At 75.6% G+C, this 17,197-nt stretch carries 19 protein-coding genes; 8 read left to right on the top strand and 11 right to left on the bottom strand.

Annotation, left to right across the window (positions count from 1 at the left end; all coding sequences use genetic code 11):
• Both F1544_RS21575 and F1544_RS21570 read left to right on the top strand, forming a co-directional pair.
• Nucleotides 1-1,011, top strand: a 1,011-nt coding sequence (locus tag F1544_RS21575; protein WP_167588257.1) for a thiolase family protein, incomplete at its 5' end; no start/stop codon positions are given.
• 74 nt (nt 1,012-1,085) lie between these two features.
• Complete coding sequence (locus tag F1544_RS21570) at nt 1,086-1,487, top strand: pyridoxamine 5'-phosphate oxidase family protein (RefSeq protein WP_167588256.1); 402 nt, start codon at nt 1,086-1,088, stop codon at nt 1,485-1,487.
• Nucleotides 1,488-1,512: 25 nt separating this feature from the next.
• Here F1544_RS21570 and F1544_RS26630 read toward each other — a convergent pair whose 3' ends face one another.
• From F1544_RS26630 to rpsB, 7 genes are all read right to left on the bottom strand, one after another.
• Nucleotides 1,513-2,100 (bottom strand): DivIVA domain-containing protein, encoded by a 588-nt coding sequence (locus F1544_RS26630; RefSeq protein ID WP_167588255.1) that lies wholly within the window; start codon nt 2,098-2,100, stop codon nt 1,513-1,515.
• On the bottom strand, nt 2,097-3,338 hold the full coding sequence (gene rlmN / locus F1544_RS21560) for a dual-specificity RNA methyltransferase RlmN (RefSeq protein WP_167588254.1): 1,242 nt from the start codon (nt 3,336-3,338) through the stop codon (nt 2,097-2,099). Before rlmN ends, F1544_RS26630 begins: the two co-directional genes overlap by 4 nt.
• 21 nt (nt 3,339-3,359) lie before the next feature.
• A complete protein-coding gene (locus tag F1544_RS21555) occupies nt 3,360-4,235 on the bottom strand; it encodes a phosphatidate cytidylyltransferase (RefSeq protein ID WP_308470247.1) in 876 nt (291 codons plus the stop codon).
• Nucleotides 4,232-4,789: a ribosome recycling factor gene (frr, locus tag F1544_RS21550; protein WP_167588253.1), complete on the bottom strand. Its 558-nt coding sequence runs from the start codon at nt 4,787-4,789 to the stop codon at nt 4,232-4,234. The genes F1544_RS21555 and frr overlap by 4 nt, the downstream gene beginning before the upstream one ends.
• Before the next feature lie 58 nt (nt 4,790-4,847).
• Entirely contained in the window at nt 4,848-5,561 is a 714-nt protein-coding gene (pyrH, locus tag F1544_RS21545; RefSeq protein ID WP_308470248.1) for a UMP kinase, read from the bottom strand.
• 217 nt (nt 5,562-5,778) lie between these two features.
• On the bottom strand, nt 5,779-6,615 hold the full coding sequence (tsf, locus tag F1544_RS21540) for a translation elongation factor Ts (protein WP_167588252.1): 837 nt from the start codon (nt 6,613-6,615) through the stop codon (nt 5,779-5,781).
• Between the two features lie 149 nt (nt 6,616-6,764).
• Nucleotides 6,765-7,721: a 30S ribosomal protein S2 gene (gene rpsB / locus F1544_RS21535; protein ID WP_167588251.1), complete on the bottom strand. Its 957-nt coding sequence runs from the start codon at nt 7,719-7,721 to the stop codon at nt 6,765-6,767.
• A gap of 278 nt (nt 7,722-7,999) precedes the next feature.
• Here rpsB and F1544_RS21530 point away from each other — a divergent pair, with 278 nt between their 5' ends.
• The 5 genes from F1544_RS21530 to F1544_RS21510 are packed head-to-tail and all read left to right on the top strand — an operon-like array spanning nt 8,000 to nt 12,606.
• Nucleotides 8,000-9,160 (top strand): pyridoxal phosphate-dependent aminotransferase, encoded by a 1,161-nt coding sequence (locus F1544_RS21530; protein ID WP_373368108.1) that lies wholly within the window; start codon nt 8,000-8,002, stop codon nt 9,158-9,160.
• Entirely contained in the window at nt 9,157-9,522 is a 366-nt protein-coding gene (locus tag F1544_RS21525) for a TraR/DksA family transcriptional regulator (RefSeq protein ID WP_167588249.1), read from the top strand. The genes F1544_RS21530 and F1544_RS21525 overlap by 4 nt, the downstream gene beginning before the upstream one ends.
• A 57-nt stretch (nt 9,523-9,579) precedes the next feature.
• A complete protein-coding gene (locus tag F1544_RS21520; RefSeq protein ID WP_167588248.1) occupies nt 9,580-10,137 on the top strand; it encodes a M23 family metallopeptidase in 558 nt (185 codons plus the stop codon).
• A gap of 34 nt (nt 10,138-10,171) precedes the next feature.
• The gene (locus F1544_RS21515) at nt 10,172-10,606 is read left to right on the top strand and encodes an ArsR/SmtB family transcription factor (RefSeq protein ID WP_167588247.1); all 435 of its coding nucleotides are present in this window, start codon (nt 10,172-10,174) and stop codon (nt 10,604-10,606) included.
• Nucleotides 10,603-12,606 carry a heavy metal translocating P-type ATPase gene (locus F1544_RS21510; protein WP_308470245.1) on the top strand — a complete coding sequence of 668 codons (2,004 nt, stop codon included), beginning with the start codon at nt 10,603-10,605 and terminating at the stop codon, nt 12,604-12,606. The genes F1544_RS21515 and F1544_RS21510 overlap by 4 nt, the downstream gene beginning before the upstream one ends.
• Before the next feature lie 35 nt (nt 12,607-12,641).
• Here F1544_RS21510 and F1544_RS21505 read toward each other — a convergent pair whose 3' ends face one another.
• The 3 genes from F1544_RS21505 to F1544_RS21495 form a co-directional block, all read right to left on the bottom strand.
• Nucleotides 12,642-13,178 carry a DUF4396 domain-containing protein gene (locus F1544_RS21505; protein ID WP_167588246.1) on the bottom strand — a complete coding sequence of 179 codons (537 nt, stop codon included), beginning with the start codon at nt 13,176-13,178 and terminating at the stop codon, nt 12,642-12,644.
• 166 nt (nt 13,179-13,344) lie between these two features.
• On the bottom strand, nt 13,345-14,127 hold the full coding sequence (gene whiG, locus F1544_RS21500; RefSeq protein ID WP_166609402.1) for an RNA polymerase sigma factor WhiG: 783 nt from the start codon (nt 14,125-14,127) through the stop codon (nt 13,345-13,347).
• Nucleotides 14,128-14,401: 274 nt separating this feature from the next.
• Nucleotides 14,402-15,331, bottom strand: coding sequence for a tyrosine-type recombinase/integrase (locus F1544_RS21495; RefSeq protein ID WP_167588259.1), 930 nt, complete (start codon nt 15,329-15,331; stop codon nt 14,402-14,404).
• A gap of 151 nt (nt 15,332-15,482) precedes the next feature.
• On the opposite strand from F1544_RS21495, the gene F1544_RS21490 reads away from it, so the two are divergent.
• On the top strand, nt 15,483-15,842 hold the full coding sequence (locus F1544_RS21490; RefSeq protein ID WP_167588245.1) for a histone-like nucleoid-structuring protein Lsr2: 360 nt from the start codon (nt 15,483-15,485) through the stop codon (nt 15,840-15,842).
• Nucleotides 15,843-15,971: 129 nt separating this feature from the next.
• Here the strand turns inward: F1544_RS21490 and dprA are convergent, their stop codons facing one another.
• Nucleotides 15,972-17,132, bottom strand: a complete 1,161-nt coding sequence (gene dprA / locus F1544_RS21485) for a DNA-processing protein DprA (RefSeq protein ID WP_308470243.1) — start codon at nt 17,130-17,132, stop codon at nt 15,972-15,974.
• Between the last annotated feature and the right edge of the window lie 65 nt (nt 17,133-17,197).

Below are 17,197 nucleotides of genomic sequence, written 5' to 3'. Positions count from 1 at the left end.
GCCGGCGAGGAGAACCGCAACGTCGCCCGGATGGCCGCGCTGCTCGCGGGGTACCCCGTCACCGTGCCCGGCAGCACCGTGAACCGCCTGTGCGGCAGCGGGATGGACGCCGCGATCCTCGCGGCCCGGGCCGTCGAGACCGGCGACGCCGACGTCGTCGTGGCCGGGGGCGTGGAGTCGATGAGCCGCGCCCCGTGGGTGCTGCCGAAGCCGTCGAAGGCGTTCCCCGCCACCGACGTCGCCGCCGTCTCCACGACGCTGGGCTGGCGCCTGGTGAACCCGCGCATGCCCGCGGAGTGGACCGTGTCGCTCGGCGAGGCCAACGAGCAGCTCGGCGAGCGCTTCGGCATCGGCCGCGACGAGCAGGACGCGTTCGCGGTCGGCTCGCACCAGCGGGCCGCCGCGGCGTGGGACGCGGGGCACTACGCCGACCTCGTCGTCGCCGTCGAGGGCACGGACCTCGCGCGCGACGAGGGCATCCGCCCGGGGACGAGCGCCGAGAGGCTGGCGCAGCTGACGCCCGCGTTCCGCCCCGACGGGACCATCACGGCCGGCAACGCCTCGCCCCTGTCCGACGGGGCGTCCGCGCTGCTCGTCGGCTCGGAGGCTGCGGCGCAGCGCCTCGGCCGCGACCCGCTGGCCCGCATCGCCGGCCGCGGCGTCGCCGCGTGCGACCCCCGCGAGTTCGGCTACGCCCCCGTCGCCGCGGCGGACGCGGCGCTGGCCCGGGCGGGCCTGCGCTGGTCCGACGTCGGTGCGGTCGAGCTGAACGAGGCCTTCGCCGTGCAGAGCCTCGCGTGCCTGCGGGCGTGGGACGTCGACCCGGCGCTGGTGAACCAGTGGGGCGGGGCGCTCGCGCTCGGCCACCCGCTCGGCGCCTCGGGCGGCCGCGTGCTCGGCACCCTCGCCGCCGTGCTGCGCGGCACCGGGCAGCGCTACGGCGTCGCGGCCATCTGCATCGGCGTCGGGCAGGGCCTGGCCGTCGTGCTGGAGAACCTCGACCTCCCCTGAGCCCCACCGACCGCCCCGGGCGCCGGGCCGGCGGCCCGATCCGGCGCCGGTCCGCCCCGGCGTAGGTTCGTCCCGTGGCCCTGGACCCCTCCGCCCTGCCGGACACCGCGCTGGAGTTCCTCGCCGAGCGGCACCTGGCGACGATGACGACCCTGCGCCCCGACGGCACCCCGCACGTCGTGCCGGTCGGCTTCACCTTCGACGCAGAGGCGGGCCTGGTGCGCGTCATCACCTCGCGGACCTCGCGCAAGGCGCTGAACGTGGCCGCCGGCTCGCGCGTGGTCGTCGCCCAGGTCGACGGCCGCCGCTGGCTCGCCCTGGAGGGCGACGGGCGCGTGCTCACCGACCCCGAGGAGGTGGCGGAGGGCGAGCGCCGCTACGCCGGGCGCTACCGCGTGCCGCGCCCCAACCCCGAGCGAGTCGTCGTCGCCTACGCGGTCGACCGGGTGCTCGGGTCCGTGCCGCCCTGGGCCTGACCGGGGGCCGTTCGCGGCCGGGGTGTCAGTGGTCGAAGGCGACCATGAGCTCGACGACGCGGTCGAAGAACGCGTCCACGGGCGCCTCGCGGTAGCCGCGGCGCCCGCGCGCCGGCCGGAACAGCGCGTGGCGGACGTCGGCGGCGCTGAGGCGCTGCCCGCCCGTGAGGTGGCGGTGCAGCAGGTCGCACAGCTCGTCGACGTCGGCGGGCCGGTACCCGCGGCGCAGGCCGTGCCCGCGGGGGAACCGCTCACCCTCGGGCTCCCCGAGGCGGCCGTGCACGGACGCCGAGAGCGCCGCGGCCCGCTCCGCCCACTGCCGCTGGTCGGCGGCCGCGAGGGCCCGGGTCCGCTCGCGGCGGGCCAGGACGTCCTCCAGCCGGGCCAGCACGGCGTCCGTGGCCGTGACGTCGTACCCGGCCCAGGCGCTGCCGAAGCCCACCGCGCGGACCTGGGCGGCCGTGAGCGCCCCCGACCCGGCGCTGCGGGCGGCGTGGGCCAGGAACGCGTCGACGTCGGCGGGGCGGTAGCCGCGCCGCAGCCGGCCCGTGCGGTGCGGGCGCTGCGTCAGCGCCTGCTCCAGCGGGCTCGCCTGCCCCACCTCCGAGGTCACCCGCGCGGTTCCTCGGGGGCGGCGGCGAGCTGCCCGCAGGCGCCGTCGATATCGCTGCCGCGGGTGTCGCGGACGGTCGTCGGGATCCCGCGGGCCTCCAGCGCCGCGACGAACGCGCGCTCGACGGCCGGGTCGCTGGCCGTCCACTTCGAGCCGGGCGTCGGGTTCAGCGGGATCGGGTTGACGTGCACCCAGCCGCGGCCGCGGGCGTTCAGGAGCTTGCCGAGGCGGTCCGCGCGCCACGCCTGGTCGTTGATGTCGCGGATGAGCGCGTACTCGATGCTCACGCGGCGGCCCGTGGCGTCGAAGTAGCGCTTCGCGGCGTCCAGCGCCTGCGCGACGTTCCAGCGCTTGTTCACGGGCACCAGCTCGTCGCGGAGCTCGTCGTCGGGGGCGTGCAGGCTGAGCGCGAGGGTCGCCGGGATCCCCTCGGCGGCGAACTTGTCCATCGCGGGCACGAGGCCCACGGTCGACATGGTGATGCCGCGCGCGGAGATGCCGAGGCCGTCGGGCGCCGGCTGCGTGAGGCGGCGCAGGGCCGCCACGGCCGACTTGTAGTTGGCCAGGGCCTCGCCCATGCCCATGAAGACCACGTTGGTGACCCGGCCGGGACCTCCGGCGATCTCGTCGCGGGCCAGCGCCCGGGCGGAACCGGCGACCTGCTCGACGATCTCGGCGGTCGAGAGGTTGCGGGTCAGGCCCGCCTGGCCCGTGGCGCAGAACGGGCAGTTCATCCCGCAGCCGGCCTGGCTGGAGATGCAGACCGTGTTGCGCCCGGCCGAGCCGTCCTTTCCGGGGTAGCGCATGAGCACCGACTCGACGAGGGCGCCGTCGTGCAGCTTCCACAGCGTCTTGACGGTCGTGCCGCGGTCCGCGGACAGGGTGCGCAGCGGCGTCAGCAGCGTCGGCAGGAGCGCCTCGGAGATGCGCTGCCGGCTGGCGGCCGGCAGGTCGGTCATCTTCTCGGTGTCGTCCTCGAGCCGCTCGAACCACTGGGTGGCGAGCTGGCGGGCCCGGAAGGGCTTCTCGCCCAGGGCGACCAGGGCGTCGGCGCGCTCGGCGGGCTCGAGGTCGGAGAAGTGGCGCGGGGGCTTGCCGCGCCGCGGCGCCGTCATCACGAGCTGGCCGGGCCCCGCGGGGGCCAGCGGCAGCGGCTCGCGGCCCTCCGGGCGGGTGGCCGGGGCGGCCGCCGCCGGCGCGGGGGTCTCGACGTTCAGGGGGGTCTCGACAGGAGGCATGGTGCCTCCATGGTAAGCCGCTCAGGACCCCACGAGCACGACCAGCAGGAGGTGCACGACGGGGGCCGCGGGCAGCAGCGAGTCGAGGCGGTCCATGACGCCGCCGTGCCCCGGCAGCAGGTCGCCCATGTCCTTGATGCCGAGGTCCCGCTTGAGCATGGACTCCGACAGGTCGCCCAGCGTCGCGATGGCGACGGCCGCGAGCCCCAGGAGCGCCCCGCCCCACCAGGAGCCGTCCAGCATGAGGGGCAGGCAGAGCGCCCCGAGGACGGCGCCGGCGGCGAACGAGCCGGCCAGGCCCTCCCACGACTTCTTCGGGCTCACCGACGGCGCCATGGGGTGGCGGCCGAACGCGACCCCGGCCGCGAAGCCGCCGATGTCGCTCGCCACGACCAGCACGACGAAGAGCAGGACCCGCCACGCGCCCTGCGGTTCGCGCAGCATGAGCAGCGTGAAGCTCGCCAGCAGCGGGACGTAGGTGACGGTGAAGACGGCCGCGGCCACGTCCCGGATGCCCGGGGTCACCAGCGGGGACCCCGCGTCGCCGCTCGGGGTGACGAAGCGCCAGGCGAGGATCGCGAAGACGGTCAGCGCGTAGGCGACCGCGAGGGTCGCGCCGCCGCCGACGTAGGCGCCCGGGACCATGGCCAGGGCGCCCGCCGCGACGGGCAGCACCGGCACCTGCAGGTGCCGGCTGCGGAACGCCCGGGCCATCTCGATGCTGCCGTAGACGGTCGCCGCCACGACCAGGACGACGTACGCCTCGCGCCGCACGAACAGGCTGAGGACCAGGACGCCGCCGAGGGCGAAGCCCACGCCCATGGCCTGGGGCAGGTTGCGCCCCGCCCGGCGGGGTGGTGCGGAGGCGGTCGAGCCGCCCGGTGCTGGCGCGTTCACACCGCGAGCAGCTCCGTCTCCTTGTTCTTCAGGAGGTCGTCCACCTGGTCCACGTAGCGCTTCGTCGTCGCCTCGAGGTCCTTCTCGGCGCGGGTGACCTCGTCCTCGCCGGACTCGCCGTCCTTGACGATGCGGTCCAGCTCCTCCTTGGCGCGGCGGCGGATGTTGCGCAGCGTCACGCGGGCGTCCTCGGCCTTGGTGCGCGCCAGCTTGATGTAGTCCTTGCGACGCTCCTCCGTCAGCTGCGGCAGCGAGATCCGGATGACGTTGCCGTCGTTGCCGGGGTTCACGCCGAGGTCGGAGTTGCGCAGGGCCTTCTCGATCTCCGCGAGCGCGCTGCGGTCGAACGGCGTGATGAGCACCGAGCGCGCCTCGGGGATCTGGAAGGACGCCAGCTGCTGCAGCGGGGTCGGCGCGCCGTAGTAGTCCACCGTGATCTTGTGGAACATCGCCGCGTTCGCCCGCCCGGTGCGGATGCTGCCGAAGTCCTCCTTGGCGACGTCGATCGCCTTGGTCATCTTCTCCTCGGCCTCGAGGAGGGTGTCGTCGATCACGGTCGTTCCCTTCGTCCTGCTACCGGCGTCAGAGGTGCCGGACTGGGTCGCCGCAGCGTCAGTCGGCGGTCACCTGGGTGCCGATCCTCTCACCCCGCAGCGCGCGGGCCACGTTGCCCTCGCCCTCCATGCCGAAGACCACCATGGGCAGCTTGTTGTCCATGCAGAGGCTGAAGGCCGTCGTGTCGACGACGCGCAGGCCCTGGCGCAGGGCTGCGGCGTAGCTGATCGTGTCGATCTTGGTGGCCGAGGCGTCGGTGCGCGGGTCGCCCGTGTAGACGCCGTCGACCCCGTTCTTGGCCATGAGCACGACGTCGGCGTGGACCTCGAGCGCGCGCTGCGCGGCCACGGTGTCGGTGGAGAAGTAGGGCAGGCCGGCGCCGGCGCCGAAGATGACGACGCGGCCCTTCTCCATGTGGCGGATCGCGCGCCGCGGGATGTACGGCTCCGCGACCTGGCCCATGGTGATGGCCGTCTGCACGCGCGTGTCGACGCCCGCCTGCTCCAGGAAGTCCTGCAGCGCCAGGCAGTTCATGACCGTCCCGAGCATGCCCATGTAGTCGGCGCGGGTGCGCTCCATGCCGCGCTGGGAGAGCTCCGCGCCGCGGAAGAAGTTGCCGCCGCCCACCACGATCGCGACCTGCACGCCCTGCTTGACCGGCGCCGCGATCTCCTTGGCGACCGCGGCGATGACGTCGGGGTCCACGCCGACCTTGCCGGCGCCGAAGAACTCGCCCGACAGCTTCAGCAGCACGCGCCGGTAGGCGGGCACGGGCTCGACCGTGCCGGCCGCGAGGTCGACGGTCAGGCTCGGCTGGCTGGTCTCCGGCACGCGGGTCTCCTCGGGAGGGTGGTGGTGGGGGGTTTCGGTGCAGTCTGCCGTACGGGGGCCCGCCGGGTCACGGTCCGTCACCGCCGCACTGGTCCGGACGTGCGGACGGGGCGGGAGGACCGCAGTCCTCCCGCCCCGTCACGGGTGAGCAGGTGCCTCAGGCGCCGACGCGGAAGCGGGCGAAGGAGGTCACGTTGGTGCCGGCCGCGGCCAGCACCTTGGAGACGGTGAGCTTCGGGTCCTTCGCGAAGGCCTGCTCGAGGAGCACGTTGTCCTTGAAGAAGGCGTTCACGCGGCCCTCGACGATCCGGGGCAGGGCCGCGTCGGGCTTGCCCTCCTCGCGGCCCTTCTCCTCGGCCACGCGGCGCTCGGTCTCGACGATGTCCGCCGGCACCTCGTCGCGGGTGAGGTAGAGGGGCGACATCGCGGCCGCGTGCATGGCCACGTCGCGGCCGGTGGCCGCGGCGTCGTCGGAGTCGACGTCGAGCGCGACGAGGACACCGATCGTGGGGGGCAGGTCGCTCGCGGTGCGGTGCAGGTAGGCCGCCACGCGGGAGCCCTCGACGCGCGCCACGCGGCGCACCTCGATCTTCTCGCCGAGCTGGGCGTTGCCCTCGTCCAGGACGTCCTTGACGGTCTTGCCGTCGAGCTCGCTGGCGAGCAGGGACTCCGCGTCGGTCGCCTTCACGGCCACGGCCTGGTCGAGCAGGCGCTGCGCGAGCTGCTTGAACGGCTCGCTCTTGGCGACGAAGTCGGTCTCGCAGTTGATCTCGACCAGCACGCCCACGCCACCGTCGACGTAGGAGGCCACGAGGCCGTTGGAGGCCACCCGGCCCTCGCGCTTGGTGACGCCCTTGAGGCCCTTGACGCGCAGCAGCTCGACGGCCTTGTCGAAGTCGCCTTCGGCCTCCACGAGCGCGTTCTTGCAGTCGAGCATGCCGGCGGCGGTCTTCTCCCGCAGCGCCTTGACGTCAGCAGCGGTGTACGCAGCCATCGGTCGTCTCCTCCGTTGGGTCGATGAGGACGGTCGGTCCTCGAGGACGTTCGCTTCGATCGGGGGCGGCGGCCCCGGCGCCCCGGGGGGCGAGGGCCGCGCGCGACGACGCCCCGGACCGGACGTCCGGTCCGGGGCGTCGAGGGTGCTCAGGCGTTCTGGGCAGCCGGGACGGCGGTCTCGGCCGCGTCCGCGGAGGCGTCGACCGAACCGGTCTCGGCGGGGGTCTCCACGGCGACGGCGGCGGGCTCGTCCTCGGCGGCGACGGGCGCACCGGAGGCCGCCTCGGCCTCGGCGACCTCGGGCCCACCGGCGGTCGGCGCGGTCACGGGGCTCTCGGAGCCACCGGACTGCACGTCGTCACCGGCGATGACGTCCTGCTCCCACTCGGCCAGCGGCTCGTCCTGCGCGCCGCCGTGGCGGACCTGCAGACCGGCCGCGACCGCGTCGGCGATGACCCGGGTCAGCAGCGTGACGGAGCGGATCGCGTCGTCGTTGCCGGGGATCCGGTAGTCGACGTCGTCCGGGTCGCAGTTGGAGTCGAGGATCGCGACGACGGGGATGTTGAGCTTCTTGGCCTCGTCGACCGCGAGGTGCTCCTTGTTGGTGTCCACGATCCACACCGCGCTGGGGACCTTGCCCATGTCGCGGATGCCGCCGAGGGTCTTGGCCAGCTTGTCCTTCTCGCGGCGCAGGACCAGGAGCTCCTTCTTCGTGAGACCGGAGCCGGCCACGTCGTCGAAGTCCATCTCCTCGAGCTCGCGCAGACGCGCGATCCGCTTGGACACGGTCTGGAAGTTGGTGAGCATCCCGCCGAGCCAGCGCTGGTTCACGAAGGGCATCCCGACGCGGGCGGCCTGCTCCGCGATGGGCTCCTGCGCCTGCTTCTTCGTCCCGATGAACAGGATGGAGCCGCCGTGGGCGACGGTCTCCTTGACGAAGTCGTAGGCGCGGTCGATGAAGGACAGCGACTGCTGGAGGTCGATGATGTAGATGCCGTTGCGCTCCGTGAAGAGGAAGCGCTTCATCTTGGGGTTCCAGCGACGCGTCTGGTGCCCGAAGTGCACACCGGAGTCGAGCAGCTGGCGCATCGTCACGACGGCCATGGGTGGTCCTCCTCGTACCGGTCCCCTGGTGGGACCGGATCGGTTGTCCGCGGTGGGCCGGGTGGCCCGCTGCGCCTGGTCCCCGGCAGCGCACCCCACCGACCGCTGACGCGGACGGACCGAGGGGTGCAGCTCCTGCGTGGCAGGGGTGCGGGGACGCGATGTCACCCCGTGCGCGCACGGAGTGCCCTCGTAGTCTACGACCCGTGAGCAGCACCCTCGACCGCGCCCGTGGCGACGCCGCCCGGTCCCCCCGACGCCCCCCGGTGGTCCGGCGCATGCAGCGCTTCGGCCCCACGATCTTCGCGGAGATGTCCGCCCTGGCGCTGCGCACGGGGTCGGTCAACCTGGGCCAGGGCTTCCCCGACACCGACGGCCCCGCGTCGCTGCTCGACGACGCCGTGGCCGCGATCCGCGGCGGCCACAACCAGTACCCGCCCGGCGTCGGCGTGCCCGTGCTGCTGGAGGCCGTCGCCGCGCACCAGGAGCGCTTCCACGGCCTGCGCGTCGACCCGGCCACCGAGCTGCTCATCACGGCCGGGGCCACCGAGGCGCTGGCCGCGACCGTGCTGGCGCTGTGCGAGACGGGCGACGAGGTCGTCGTGCTGGAGCCGGCCTACGACTCCTACGCCGCGACGATCGCGCTGGCCGGGGCGGTGCAGCGCTCGGTGCCGCTGGTCCCCGACGCGAGCGGCGCCTTCCGGGTCGACCTGACGGCCCTCGCCGCGGCGTTCTCCGAGCGCACCCGGCTGGTGCTGGTGAACACCCCGCACAACCCGACGGGGGCCGTGCTCACCACGGCCGAGCTCACCGAGATCGGGCGGCTGGCGGTCGAGCACGACGCCGTCGTCGTCACCGACGAGGTCTACGAGCACCTCGTCTTCGGCGACGCGCGGCACGTGCCGATGGCGACGCTGCCGGGGCTCGCGGAGCGGACGCTGACGATCTCCTCGGCCGGCAAGACGTTCTCCGTCACCGGCTGGAAGGTCGGCTGGGTGCACGGGCCCGCCGAGCTCGTCGCGGCCGTCCGCACGGTCAAGCAGTTCCTCACCTACGTCAACGCGGCCCCCTTCCAGCCCGCCGTGGCCACGGCGCTGGCCCTGCCCGACGCCTTCTTCACGCACCTGGCCGCCGACCACGAGCGCCGCCGCGACCTGCTGTGCGACGGGCTGCGCTCGGCGGGCTTCGACGTGCTCGTGCCCGAGGGGACCTACTTCGTGTGCGCCGACCCGCGGCCGCTGGGCTTCGACGACGGCACGCAGCTGTGCCGGACGCTGCCGGAGCTGGCGGGCGTGGTCGGCGTCCCGGTCTCCGCGTTCTGCGACGAGGGCTCCCCCGCCGCGCTCGCCGTGCGCCACCTCGTGCGGTTCACCTTCTGCAAGTCCGACGCCGTCCTCACCGAGGCCGTCGAGCGGCTGCAGGCGCTGCGCCGGCCGTGAGCGCCGACGTCCGCGCGGCCCTGGCGGAGGAGCGCACCGCCGCCCTCGGCCGACTGGGCGCGCTGGAGCGCGAGCTCGCGAGCGCCGTCGAGGCCGCCTCCGAGGGCACCGCCGACGACGAGCACGACCCCGAGGGCTCCACGACGGCCTTCGAGCGGGCCCAGGTCGCGGCGGTGCTGGAGCAGGTGCGCACCCGCGTCGCGGCGCTCGACGACGCCCTGGCCCGGGTCGGGACGCCCGGCTTCGGCACGTGCGAGCGCTGCGGGCGCCCGATCGCCGCGGAGCGCCTCGCGGCGCGACCGTGGGCCACGACCTGCGTGGTGTGCGCCGCCGGGTCACCAGGGGCCCGCGGGCGGCGGTAGTCCACAGCCCGGCCCCGGGGGGCGGGCGCCGGACGGCGTGCGCCGCAGGGTGGACGAGTGCCCTCCGCCCTCGTCACGGCCGTCGCCCTCACGGCCGCGGCCGCCTCGCTGACCGCGGTCGCCGTGGCGCCGCGTCCGGCCAGCGCATGGCCGCCCGCCGCGCCGGCGCTTGCCACGGCGGTGGCCACGGTGGCCCCGCGGTGGGCGTGGCCCCTCGCGCCGCAGCCCGGGGTCCTGCGCGGCTTCGACGACGTCGGGCGCTACGCGGCGGGCCACCGCGGGGTGGACCTCGCGGCCGCGCCCGGTCAGCCGGTGCTCGCGCCGAGCGCCGCCACCGTCGTCTTCGCGGGCGCCGTGGCGGGGCGCGGCGTGCTCGTGCTGGCGCACGCGGACGGCCTGCGCAGCAGCTACGAGCCGGTCGCGCCGGGCGTCGCCGTGGGCACGGACGTGCGCGCCGGCGACGTCGTCGCGACCGTGGCCGCCGCACCGGCCCACTGCGGCGCCGTCGCGTGCCTGCACCTCGGCGTCCGGCGGGGCGAGACCTACCTGGACCCGCTGTCGCTGCTCCGGCCCGCCGACCCGCCCGTCCTGCTGCCGCTCGGGCGGCCGGGGTGAACCCGGCGGACCGTGCCTGTCTTAGCATCTGCGCATGAGTGAAGGTGCGAAGGCGTGCACGCTGGACGTCGACAGCCAGTACGTCGAGCTGGCCGCCGAGGTGTTCCGGCTGCTCGCCGACCCGACCCGGATCCGGCTGGTGCTCGCGCTGCGGCGCGGGGAGCTGCCGGTGAACCGGCTGGCGGAGCTCGTCGGGAAGTCGCCGACCACGGTGTCCCAGCACCTCGCCAAGCTGCGGTGGGGCCGCGTCGTGCTGACCCGCCAGGAGGGCAACCAGGTCTTCTACCGCCTCGCCGACCAGCACGCCCGCACCCTGGTGGCGGAGGCCGTCCTCCAGGCCGAGCACGCCCTGGAGCCGCAGACGGCCCACCAGCGGGCCGGCGTCGCGCTCGACACGACGGCGGCCGAGGAGGTCGCGCGAGCAACGGGCGACCCCTCGTCCACGCCCTCCGAGGGGAGCCCCGCGTGAGCGGCCCGTCCGTCGCCGTCGCCGACGCCGAGCCCGCGGGGCGGGTGCTGCCCCGGCCGCCGTCGGTCCTGCGCACGGGGCTGCGGCTGCCCGAGGTCCGCTGGGCCGGCCTCGCGCTCGCCCTGTTCCTGCTCGGCGGCGCCCTGCAGCTCGCCGGCGCGCCTGCGTGGACCTGGTGGGCGGCCTACCTCGCCTGCTACGCCGCGGGCGGCTGGGAGCCCGGCTGGGCCGGGCTGCAGGCGTTGCGGGAGAAGGTGTTCGACGTCGACCTGCTGATGGTGCTGGCCGCCATCGCCGCGGCCGCCATCGGCCAGGTCCTCGACGGCGCCCTGCTCATCGTCATCTTCGCGACGTCGGGCGCGGTCGAGGCCGTCATCACCCAGCGCACGGCCGACTCGGTCACGTCCCTGCTGCACCTGACCCCCGAGCGCGCGACCCGCACCGACCCGGACACCGGGGCGGAGACGGTCGTCGACGTCGCCGACCTCGCCGTCGGGGACGTCGTGCTCGTCCGTCCGGGCGAGCGCATCGGCGCCGACGGCACCGTGGCCGACGGCGTCAGCGAGGTGGACCAGCAGGCCGTGACGGGTGAGTCGGTGCCCGTGGTGCGCCGTCCCGGGGACGAGGTCCTCTCCGGCACCGTCAACGGCACCGGCGCCCTGCGCGTGCGGGTGGACCGCGTCGCGGCGGACTCCGTGATCGCCCGGGTCGTGGCCCTCGTCGAGCACGCGTCCGCGACGAAGGCGCAGACCCAGCTGTTCGTCGAGCGCGTCGAGCAGCGCTACTCCCTGGGCGTCGTCGTCGTGACGCTCCTGGTGCTGGCGGTGCCCGTGCTGCTCGGGGCCGCCTTCGACGAGGCGCTGCTGCGCGCGATCACCTTCATGATCGTCGCCTCGCCCTGCGCCGTCGTCCTCTCGACCATGCCGCCGCTGCTGGCCGCCCTCGCCAACGCGGGCCGGCACGGGGTGCTGGTGAAGTCCGCGACGGTCATGGAGACGCTGGGCCGCACTGACCTGGTGGCCTTCGACAAGACGGGCACCCTCACCACGGGCACCCCCGAGGTCGCCGCCGTCGTCCCCGCCGGTGCCCGCCGCGAGGACGAGGTCCTCGCCCTGGCCGCCGCCGTCGAGCAGTACAGCGAGCACCCCCTGGGCCGCGCCGTCGCGCGCGCCGCCGCCGCCCGCGGGCTCCGCGTGCGGGAGGCGGCGGACTTCCGGGCGCTGCCCGGGCGCGGGGTGAGCGGTCTCGTCGACGGGGTCGCCGTCACCGTCGAGCGCGCCGAGCGCAGCGCGCCGGTCCCGTCGCCGCGGGCGGAGGCGGGCCGGGCCGAACGGGTGGAGACGGCCGAGCGAGTGGAGACGACCGACCGGGAGGAGACGGCCGACCGGGTCGGCACGGTCGTCGCCGTGCACGCCGACGGGACGCTCGTGGGGACGCTGACGCTGCTCGACCGGCTGCGCCCCGCCTCGCCCCGGGCGGTGCGCGAGGTCGCGGCGCTGACCTCCGCCCCCGTGCACCTGCTGACGGGAGACGACGAGGCACCCGCCCGCCACGTCGCCGAGCGCACCGGCATCACCGCGGTCCACGCCCGCCTGCTGCCGCACGACAAGGCGCGCCTGGTCGCGGACCTGCAGGCCGTCGGCCGGCGGGTGCTCCTGGTGGGCGACGGCGTCAACGACGCCCCGGCGCTGGCCGGCGCCGACACGGGCCTGGCCATGGGTCGCCACGGCTCCGACCTGGCGCTGGACACCGCCGACGCGGTGATCGTCCGCGACGAGATCGAGGCGGTCCCCCGGCTGATCGCCCTGTCCCGCCGCGCCCACCGCCTCGTCGTGGCCAACCTCGTCATCGCGGCCACCTTCATCACGGTGCTCGTGACGTGGGACCTGACCGGGAACCTGCCGCTGCCCCTGGCCGTCGCGGGGCACGAGGGCTCCACGGTCGTCGTCGCCCTCAACGGGCTACGCCTGCTGCGTGCGGGGGCGTGGACGCGCCGCTGACGCCCTCGCCACCCCTCGGGCCGGCCCGCGCCGGGTCAGTGGTGGTAGGCGTGCACGACGGCGTGCCCCCGGCCGCGACCGATCATCCAGCGGTTCACCGGTGTCGTGAGGACGAAGGCGAGGGCCAGCGCCCCGGCGAGGGAGACCCAGAACAGCCACGAGCCGAGCCCGGCGTCCAGGGCGCCGGGGACGGCCAGCACGGTCGCGTTGTCGACGACCTCCATCACCGCGATCGACACCGTGTCGGCGGTCAGGGCGATGCGCAGGGCCGTCCGGACGTCGACCCCGGCCCGCAGCACCCCGCGCATCGTCAGGGCGTAGCCGAAGACGAAGGCCAGCACCAGCGACAGGACGACCGTGCCGGCGTTGCCCCAGCCGAGGGCCGTGCCGACCACCATCCCCAGCACCTCGCCGATGGCGCAGCCCGTGAGGCAGTGCAGCGTCGCCTGCGCGGCCGCCGACCAGGAGGTCGCGGTCCGGCCCGCCGGGTGGTCGTGCGCATCGTGGTGGTGGGCGTCGTGATCGGGCGCAGCGCGGTGGTGCGAGGCGTCGTGCACGGGCTCGGCGGGCATCTCGGCTCCCTGCGGCGTGGTGGTGGACGCCCCGCTGGTACCCCGTGCGGGGCCGCCGACCCCCACCGGTCGCGCCGGGTGCCGCCGTCGCGAGCACCTCTGCCCACCCAGGTCCCGGGCGAGCGCGCACCGCACGAGCCGGCACCGGGCGCGCTGCCCCGTGGGGTCAGCTGGCGTCGGTGAGCTTGCCGCGCAGCTGGAGGACGGCCTTGGTGTGCATCTGGCAGATGCGCGACTCGGTGACGCCGAGGACGCGGCCGATCTCCGCCAGCGTCAGGCCCTCGTAGTAGTAGAGGGTCACGACGATCTTCTCCCGCTCGGGGAGCTGGTTGATGGCGCGGGAGAGGAGGAACTTCGTCTCCTCGCTCTCGAACGCCTGGACCGGGTCCTCGGCCTTGGTGTCCTCGAGGGTGTCGACGAGGGAGAGCTTGTCGCCCTTCTCCCCCGAGACGCTGAGCAGCTCGTCGAGCGCCACCACGTTGACGTAGGAGACCTGGCTGAAGATGTGGTGCAGGTCGCCGAGCTTGATGCCCATGCGCTCGGCCACCTCGGCCTCGGTGGGCGTGCGGTGCAGCTCGCCCTCGAGCGAGGCGTAGGTCCGCTCGACCTCGCGGGCCTTGCTGCGCACCGAGCGCGGGATCCAGTCGATGGCGCGCAGCTCGTCGATGATCGCGCCGCGGATGCGGGAGATGGCGTAGGTCTCGAACTTGATCGCGCGCTCGATGTCGAACTTCTCGATCGCGTCGATCAGCCCGAAGATCCCGTAGGAGACGAGGTCCGCCTGCTCGATGTTCGGCGGCAGGCCCACCCCCACGCGCCCGGCGACGTACTTCACCAGGGGCGAGTAGTGCATGATCAGCCGCTCGCGGACGTGCGGGTCCGCGGTCGCCTTGAAGTCCTCCCAGAGCGCGCGCAGCGCCGCCTCGGCGGCCTCCTGCTCCGGCGTCAGCGGCGCCCGGCCGGCCCGCGCCGTGAAGCGCGCGTTGGCCTGCGGCCGTCCCGCGGGAGCGACGTCGTCGCCCTCGCCGGGTGCCTCGGCACCGTCCTGCCCCGTGACGTCCGCGCCCCCCGGCGCGGCGTCGGCGGCCGTCAGCTGCACGGGCGCCTCGGCGACCGGCACCTCGGCCTGGACGACCTGGAGCGTCGACTCCGTGCGCTCGTCTGCTGTCGCAGCGCGTTCGCGACCTGCCCCTGCGTCCACCGTGGTCCTCCCCCCGGACCCGTCAGGCCCGGGGATGGGCCTGACGGTGAGATCTCCGCAGCCTCTCCACCGACACGTGCGTGTAGATCTGCGTAGTTGACAGCGTAGCGTGACCGAGCAGTTCCTGAACGCTACGTAGGTCAGCTCCTCCGTCGAGCATGTGCGTCGCCGCGGAGTGCCGGAGACCGTGCGGCGTCGTCGCCGGGGCCCCCGGCAGCCTCGTCAGGAGGTCGGAGAGGACCGCCCGCAGCTGCCGCTGGTCGACCCGGCGCCCGCGCCGGCCCAGCAGCAGGGCGGGGCCCGACTCGGCGGTCGCGAGCGCCGGGCGGCCCTCCGCCAGCCACGCCTGCACGGCCGCGAGCGCCGGTTCGCCGAAGGGGACCGTCCGCTCCTTGCCGCCCTTGCCGAGCACGCGCAGGACGCGGCGGTCCACGTCGAGGTCGTCGACGTCGGCCCCGACGACCTCGGAGATGCGGCAGCCCGTGGCGTAGAGGAGCTCGAAGGCGGCGACGTCGCGCAGCCGCACGGGGTCGGTGCGACCCTCCTCGGGAACCACCCGTTCGGCCGCGGCGTCGAGCAGGCCGGCGACCTGGTCCGCGGCCAGGACGTGCGGCAGCGTCCGGTGGCGCCGGGGCGCCTGCAACCGCAGCGCGGGGTCGGTGTCGCTGCGGCCCGTGCGCCGCGCCCAGGCCGTGAACGTGCGCACCGCGGCCGCCCGCCGCGCGAGCGTGGAGCGGGCCAGGTGGTCCGAGCCCGCCGCCAGCCAGGCCCGCAGGTCGGCCAGGCCGATCGCGGCGAGGTCCGGCACGTGCCCGGCCCCGGGCTCCACCGGCGGCGGCGAGACCGTCGTCAGCAGGTCTCGGACGTCGGAGCGGTAGGCGCGCACGGTGTGCTCGGAACGGCCCTTCTCCACGCGCAGGTGGGTGCCGAAGGCGTCGAGCAGCGCCTCCAGCTCCTCCGCGCGCCCGGTGCTCACGCCTGCACGCTCCCCCGACACCGCCTGTGGCACAAGCACGACGCGCCGGGGTGCGCCCCGGGGCCCGCGACGGCACCGTGGAAGGATGCCGAGCGGCTCAGGGACGAGGACGAGGGAAGGCGGGACCGTGGCACAGCGGACGACGGTGGTGCTCACCGACGACGTGGACGGCGGAGAGGCGACCGAGACGGTGCAGTTCGGCCTCGAGGGCGTGCAGTACGAGATCGACCTCAACGAGGAGAACGCCGAGAAGCTGCGGCGCGCGGTGAGCCTGTACATCGAGCACGGTCGCCGCGTCGGCGGCCGGCGCGGTGCCGCGGGCAGCCCCTCCGGGAGCTCCGGCGCCTCCGCGAGCTCGGCCCCGGCGGGCGACGGCGTCGACAACGCCGCCGTGCGGACGTGGGCCCGCGAGCAGGGCATCGAGGTCAGCGACCGCGGGCGCATCAAGACCGAGGTCATCCAGCAGTTCAAGGACGCCGGCAACTGACGACGTCGTGAGCTGAGGCACCGGGCCCGGGGGACTGCTCCCCCGGGCCCTGCTGCGTCCCGGCCACCCCTCCGCCCACCGTTCCCCCGCCGCCCCGCACCCGCGGCCGCCGGCCCCGCCGCCCGGCACTCACCCCCGCACGGCGAGGACCCACCCGCCGTCCGTGCGCCCCGCCACGCCCGTCAGCGCGAGCCGGCCGAGCACGGCCTGCACGTCCGCGACGTCGAGGCCCGCGTCGCGCGCGATCCGCTCGGTCGTCGCCGACCCCCGGCGCGGCAGGCACTCCGCGACCCGCAGCTCGGTCGGTTCCAGGCCGTCCAGCGGCCGGGCCTCGACGCGGCGGGCGGGCAGCGGGTGCTCCCCCGCCCGTCCCAGCAGCTCCGCGGCCTCGTCCGCGCCGGTGACGCACACCGCGCCGCGCTCGCGCAGCAGCCGGTGGCAGCCCGCGGACATCGCCGAGTCCACCGGCCCCGGGACGGCGCCCACGGCGCGCAGCAGCTTCGCGGCCCGGTCGGCCGTCGCGAGCGCCCCCGAGCGCCAGGCGGCCTCGACGACCACCGTGCCCCGGGTGGCCGCCGCGATGAGGCGGTTGCGCTCCAGGAAGCGCCACCGCGTCGGGACGCTGCCCGGCGGCACCTCGCTGACCACGGCACCCCGCTCGGCGAGGCGCGCGAGCAGGGCCGTGTTGCCCACCGGGTAGGCGCGGTCGACCCCGCACGCGAGGACGGCCACGCTGCGGCCGCCCACGGCGAGCGCCGCGCGGTGCACGGCGGCGTCGATGCCGTAGGCGCCGCCGCTCCAGACGGTGAACCCCCGGTCGGCCAGACCGGCGGCGAGGTCGGCGGCCACGTGCTCGCCGTAGCCCGTCGGGGTGCGGGTCCCGACGAGCGCGGCGGCGGAGCGCGTGGCCTCGTCCAGCCGCAGGGGGCCGCGGACCCACAGGGCCAGCGGCGGGCTGAGGGTGCGGCGGCCCTCGTCGTCGTCGCGGGCGAGGTCGTCGACGGGCTGCGGCCACTCCTCGTCGCCGGGGACCAGCAGGCGCCCGCCGAGCGCCCGCACGGCGGCCAGGTCGGCCGCCGGGTCCACGTCCTCCACCCGGCTGCGCCAGCGCGCCGGGCCTCGGCCCGTCACCACGGCCTCCAGCGCGAGCGGGGCACCGACCTCCGCCACCAGCGCGGCGGCCGCGGCGTCGCCGGGTTCGGCGAGGCGGCTCCACGCCGCCCGCGCGAGGCGCTCGTCGCCCAGCGCGGCCCGCAGGGGCGCGGGCACCGCGGTGCGCTCGGCCCTCACGCCGCCACCGCCCCGGCGGCCCCGCGCAGCGCGAGGGCGCGGCCGACGTCGTCGCGGTCCGGGGC

This window comes from Kineococcus rubinsiae (assembly GCF_011839805.1).
Lineage (GTDB): Bacteria > Actinomycetota > Actinomycetes > Actinomycetales > Kineococcaceae > Kineococcus > Kineococcus rubinsiae.
The sequence above is the reverse complement of the archived record's forward strand: the minus strand, read 5'-3'. Positions and strand labels throughout refer to the sequence as shown.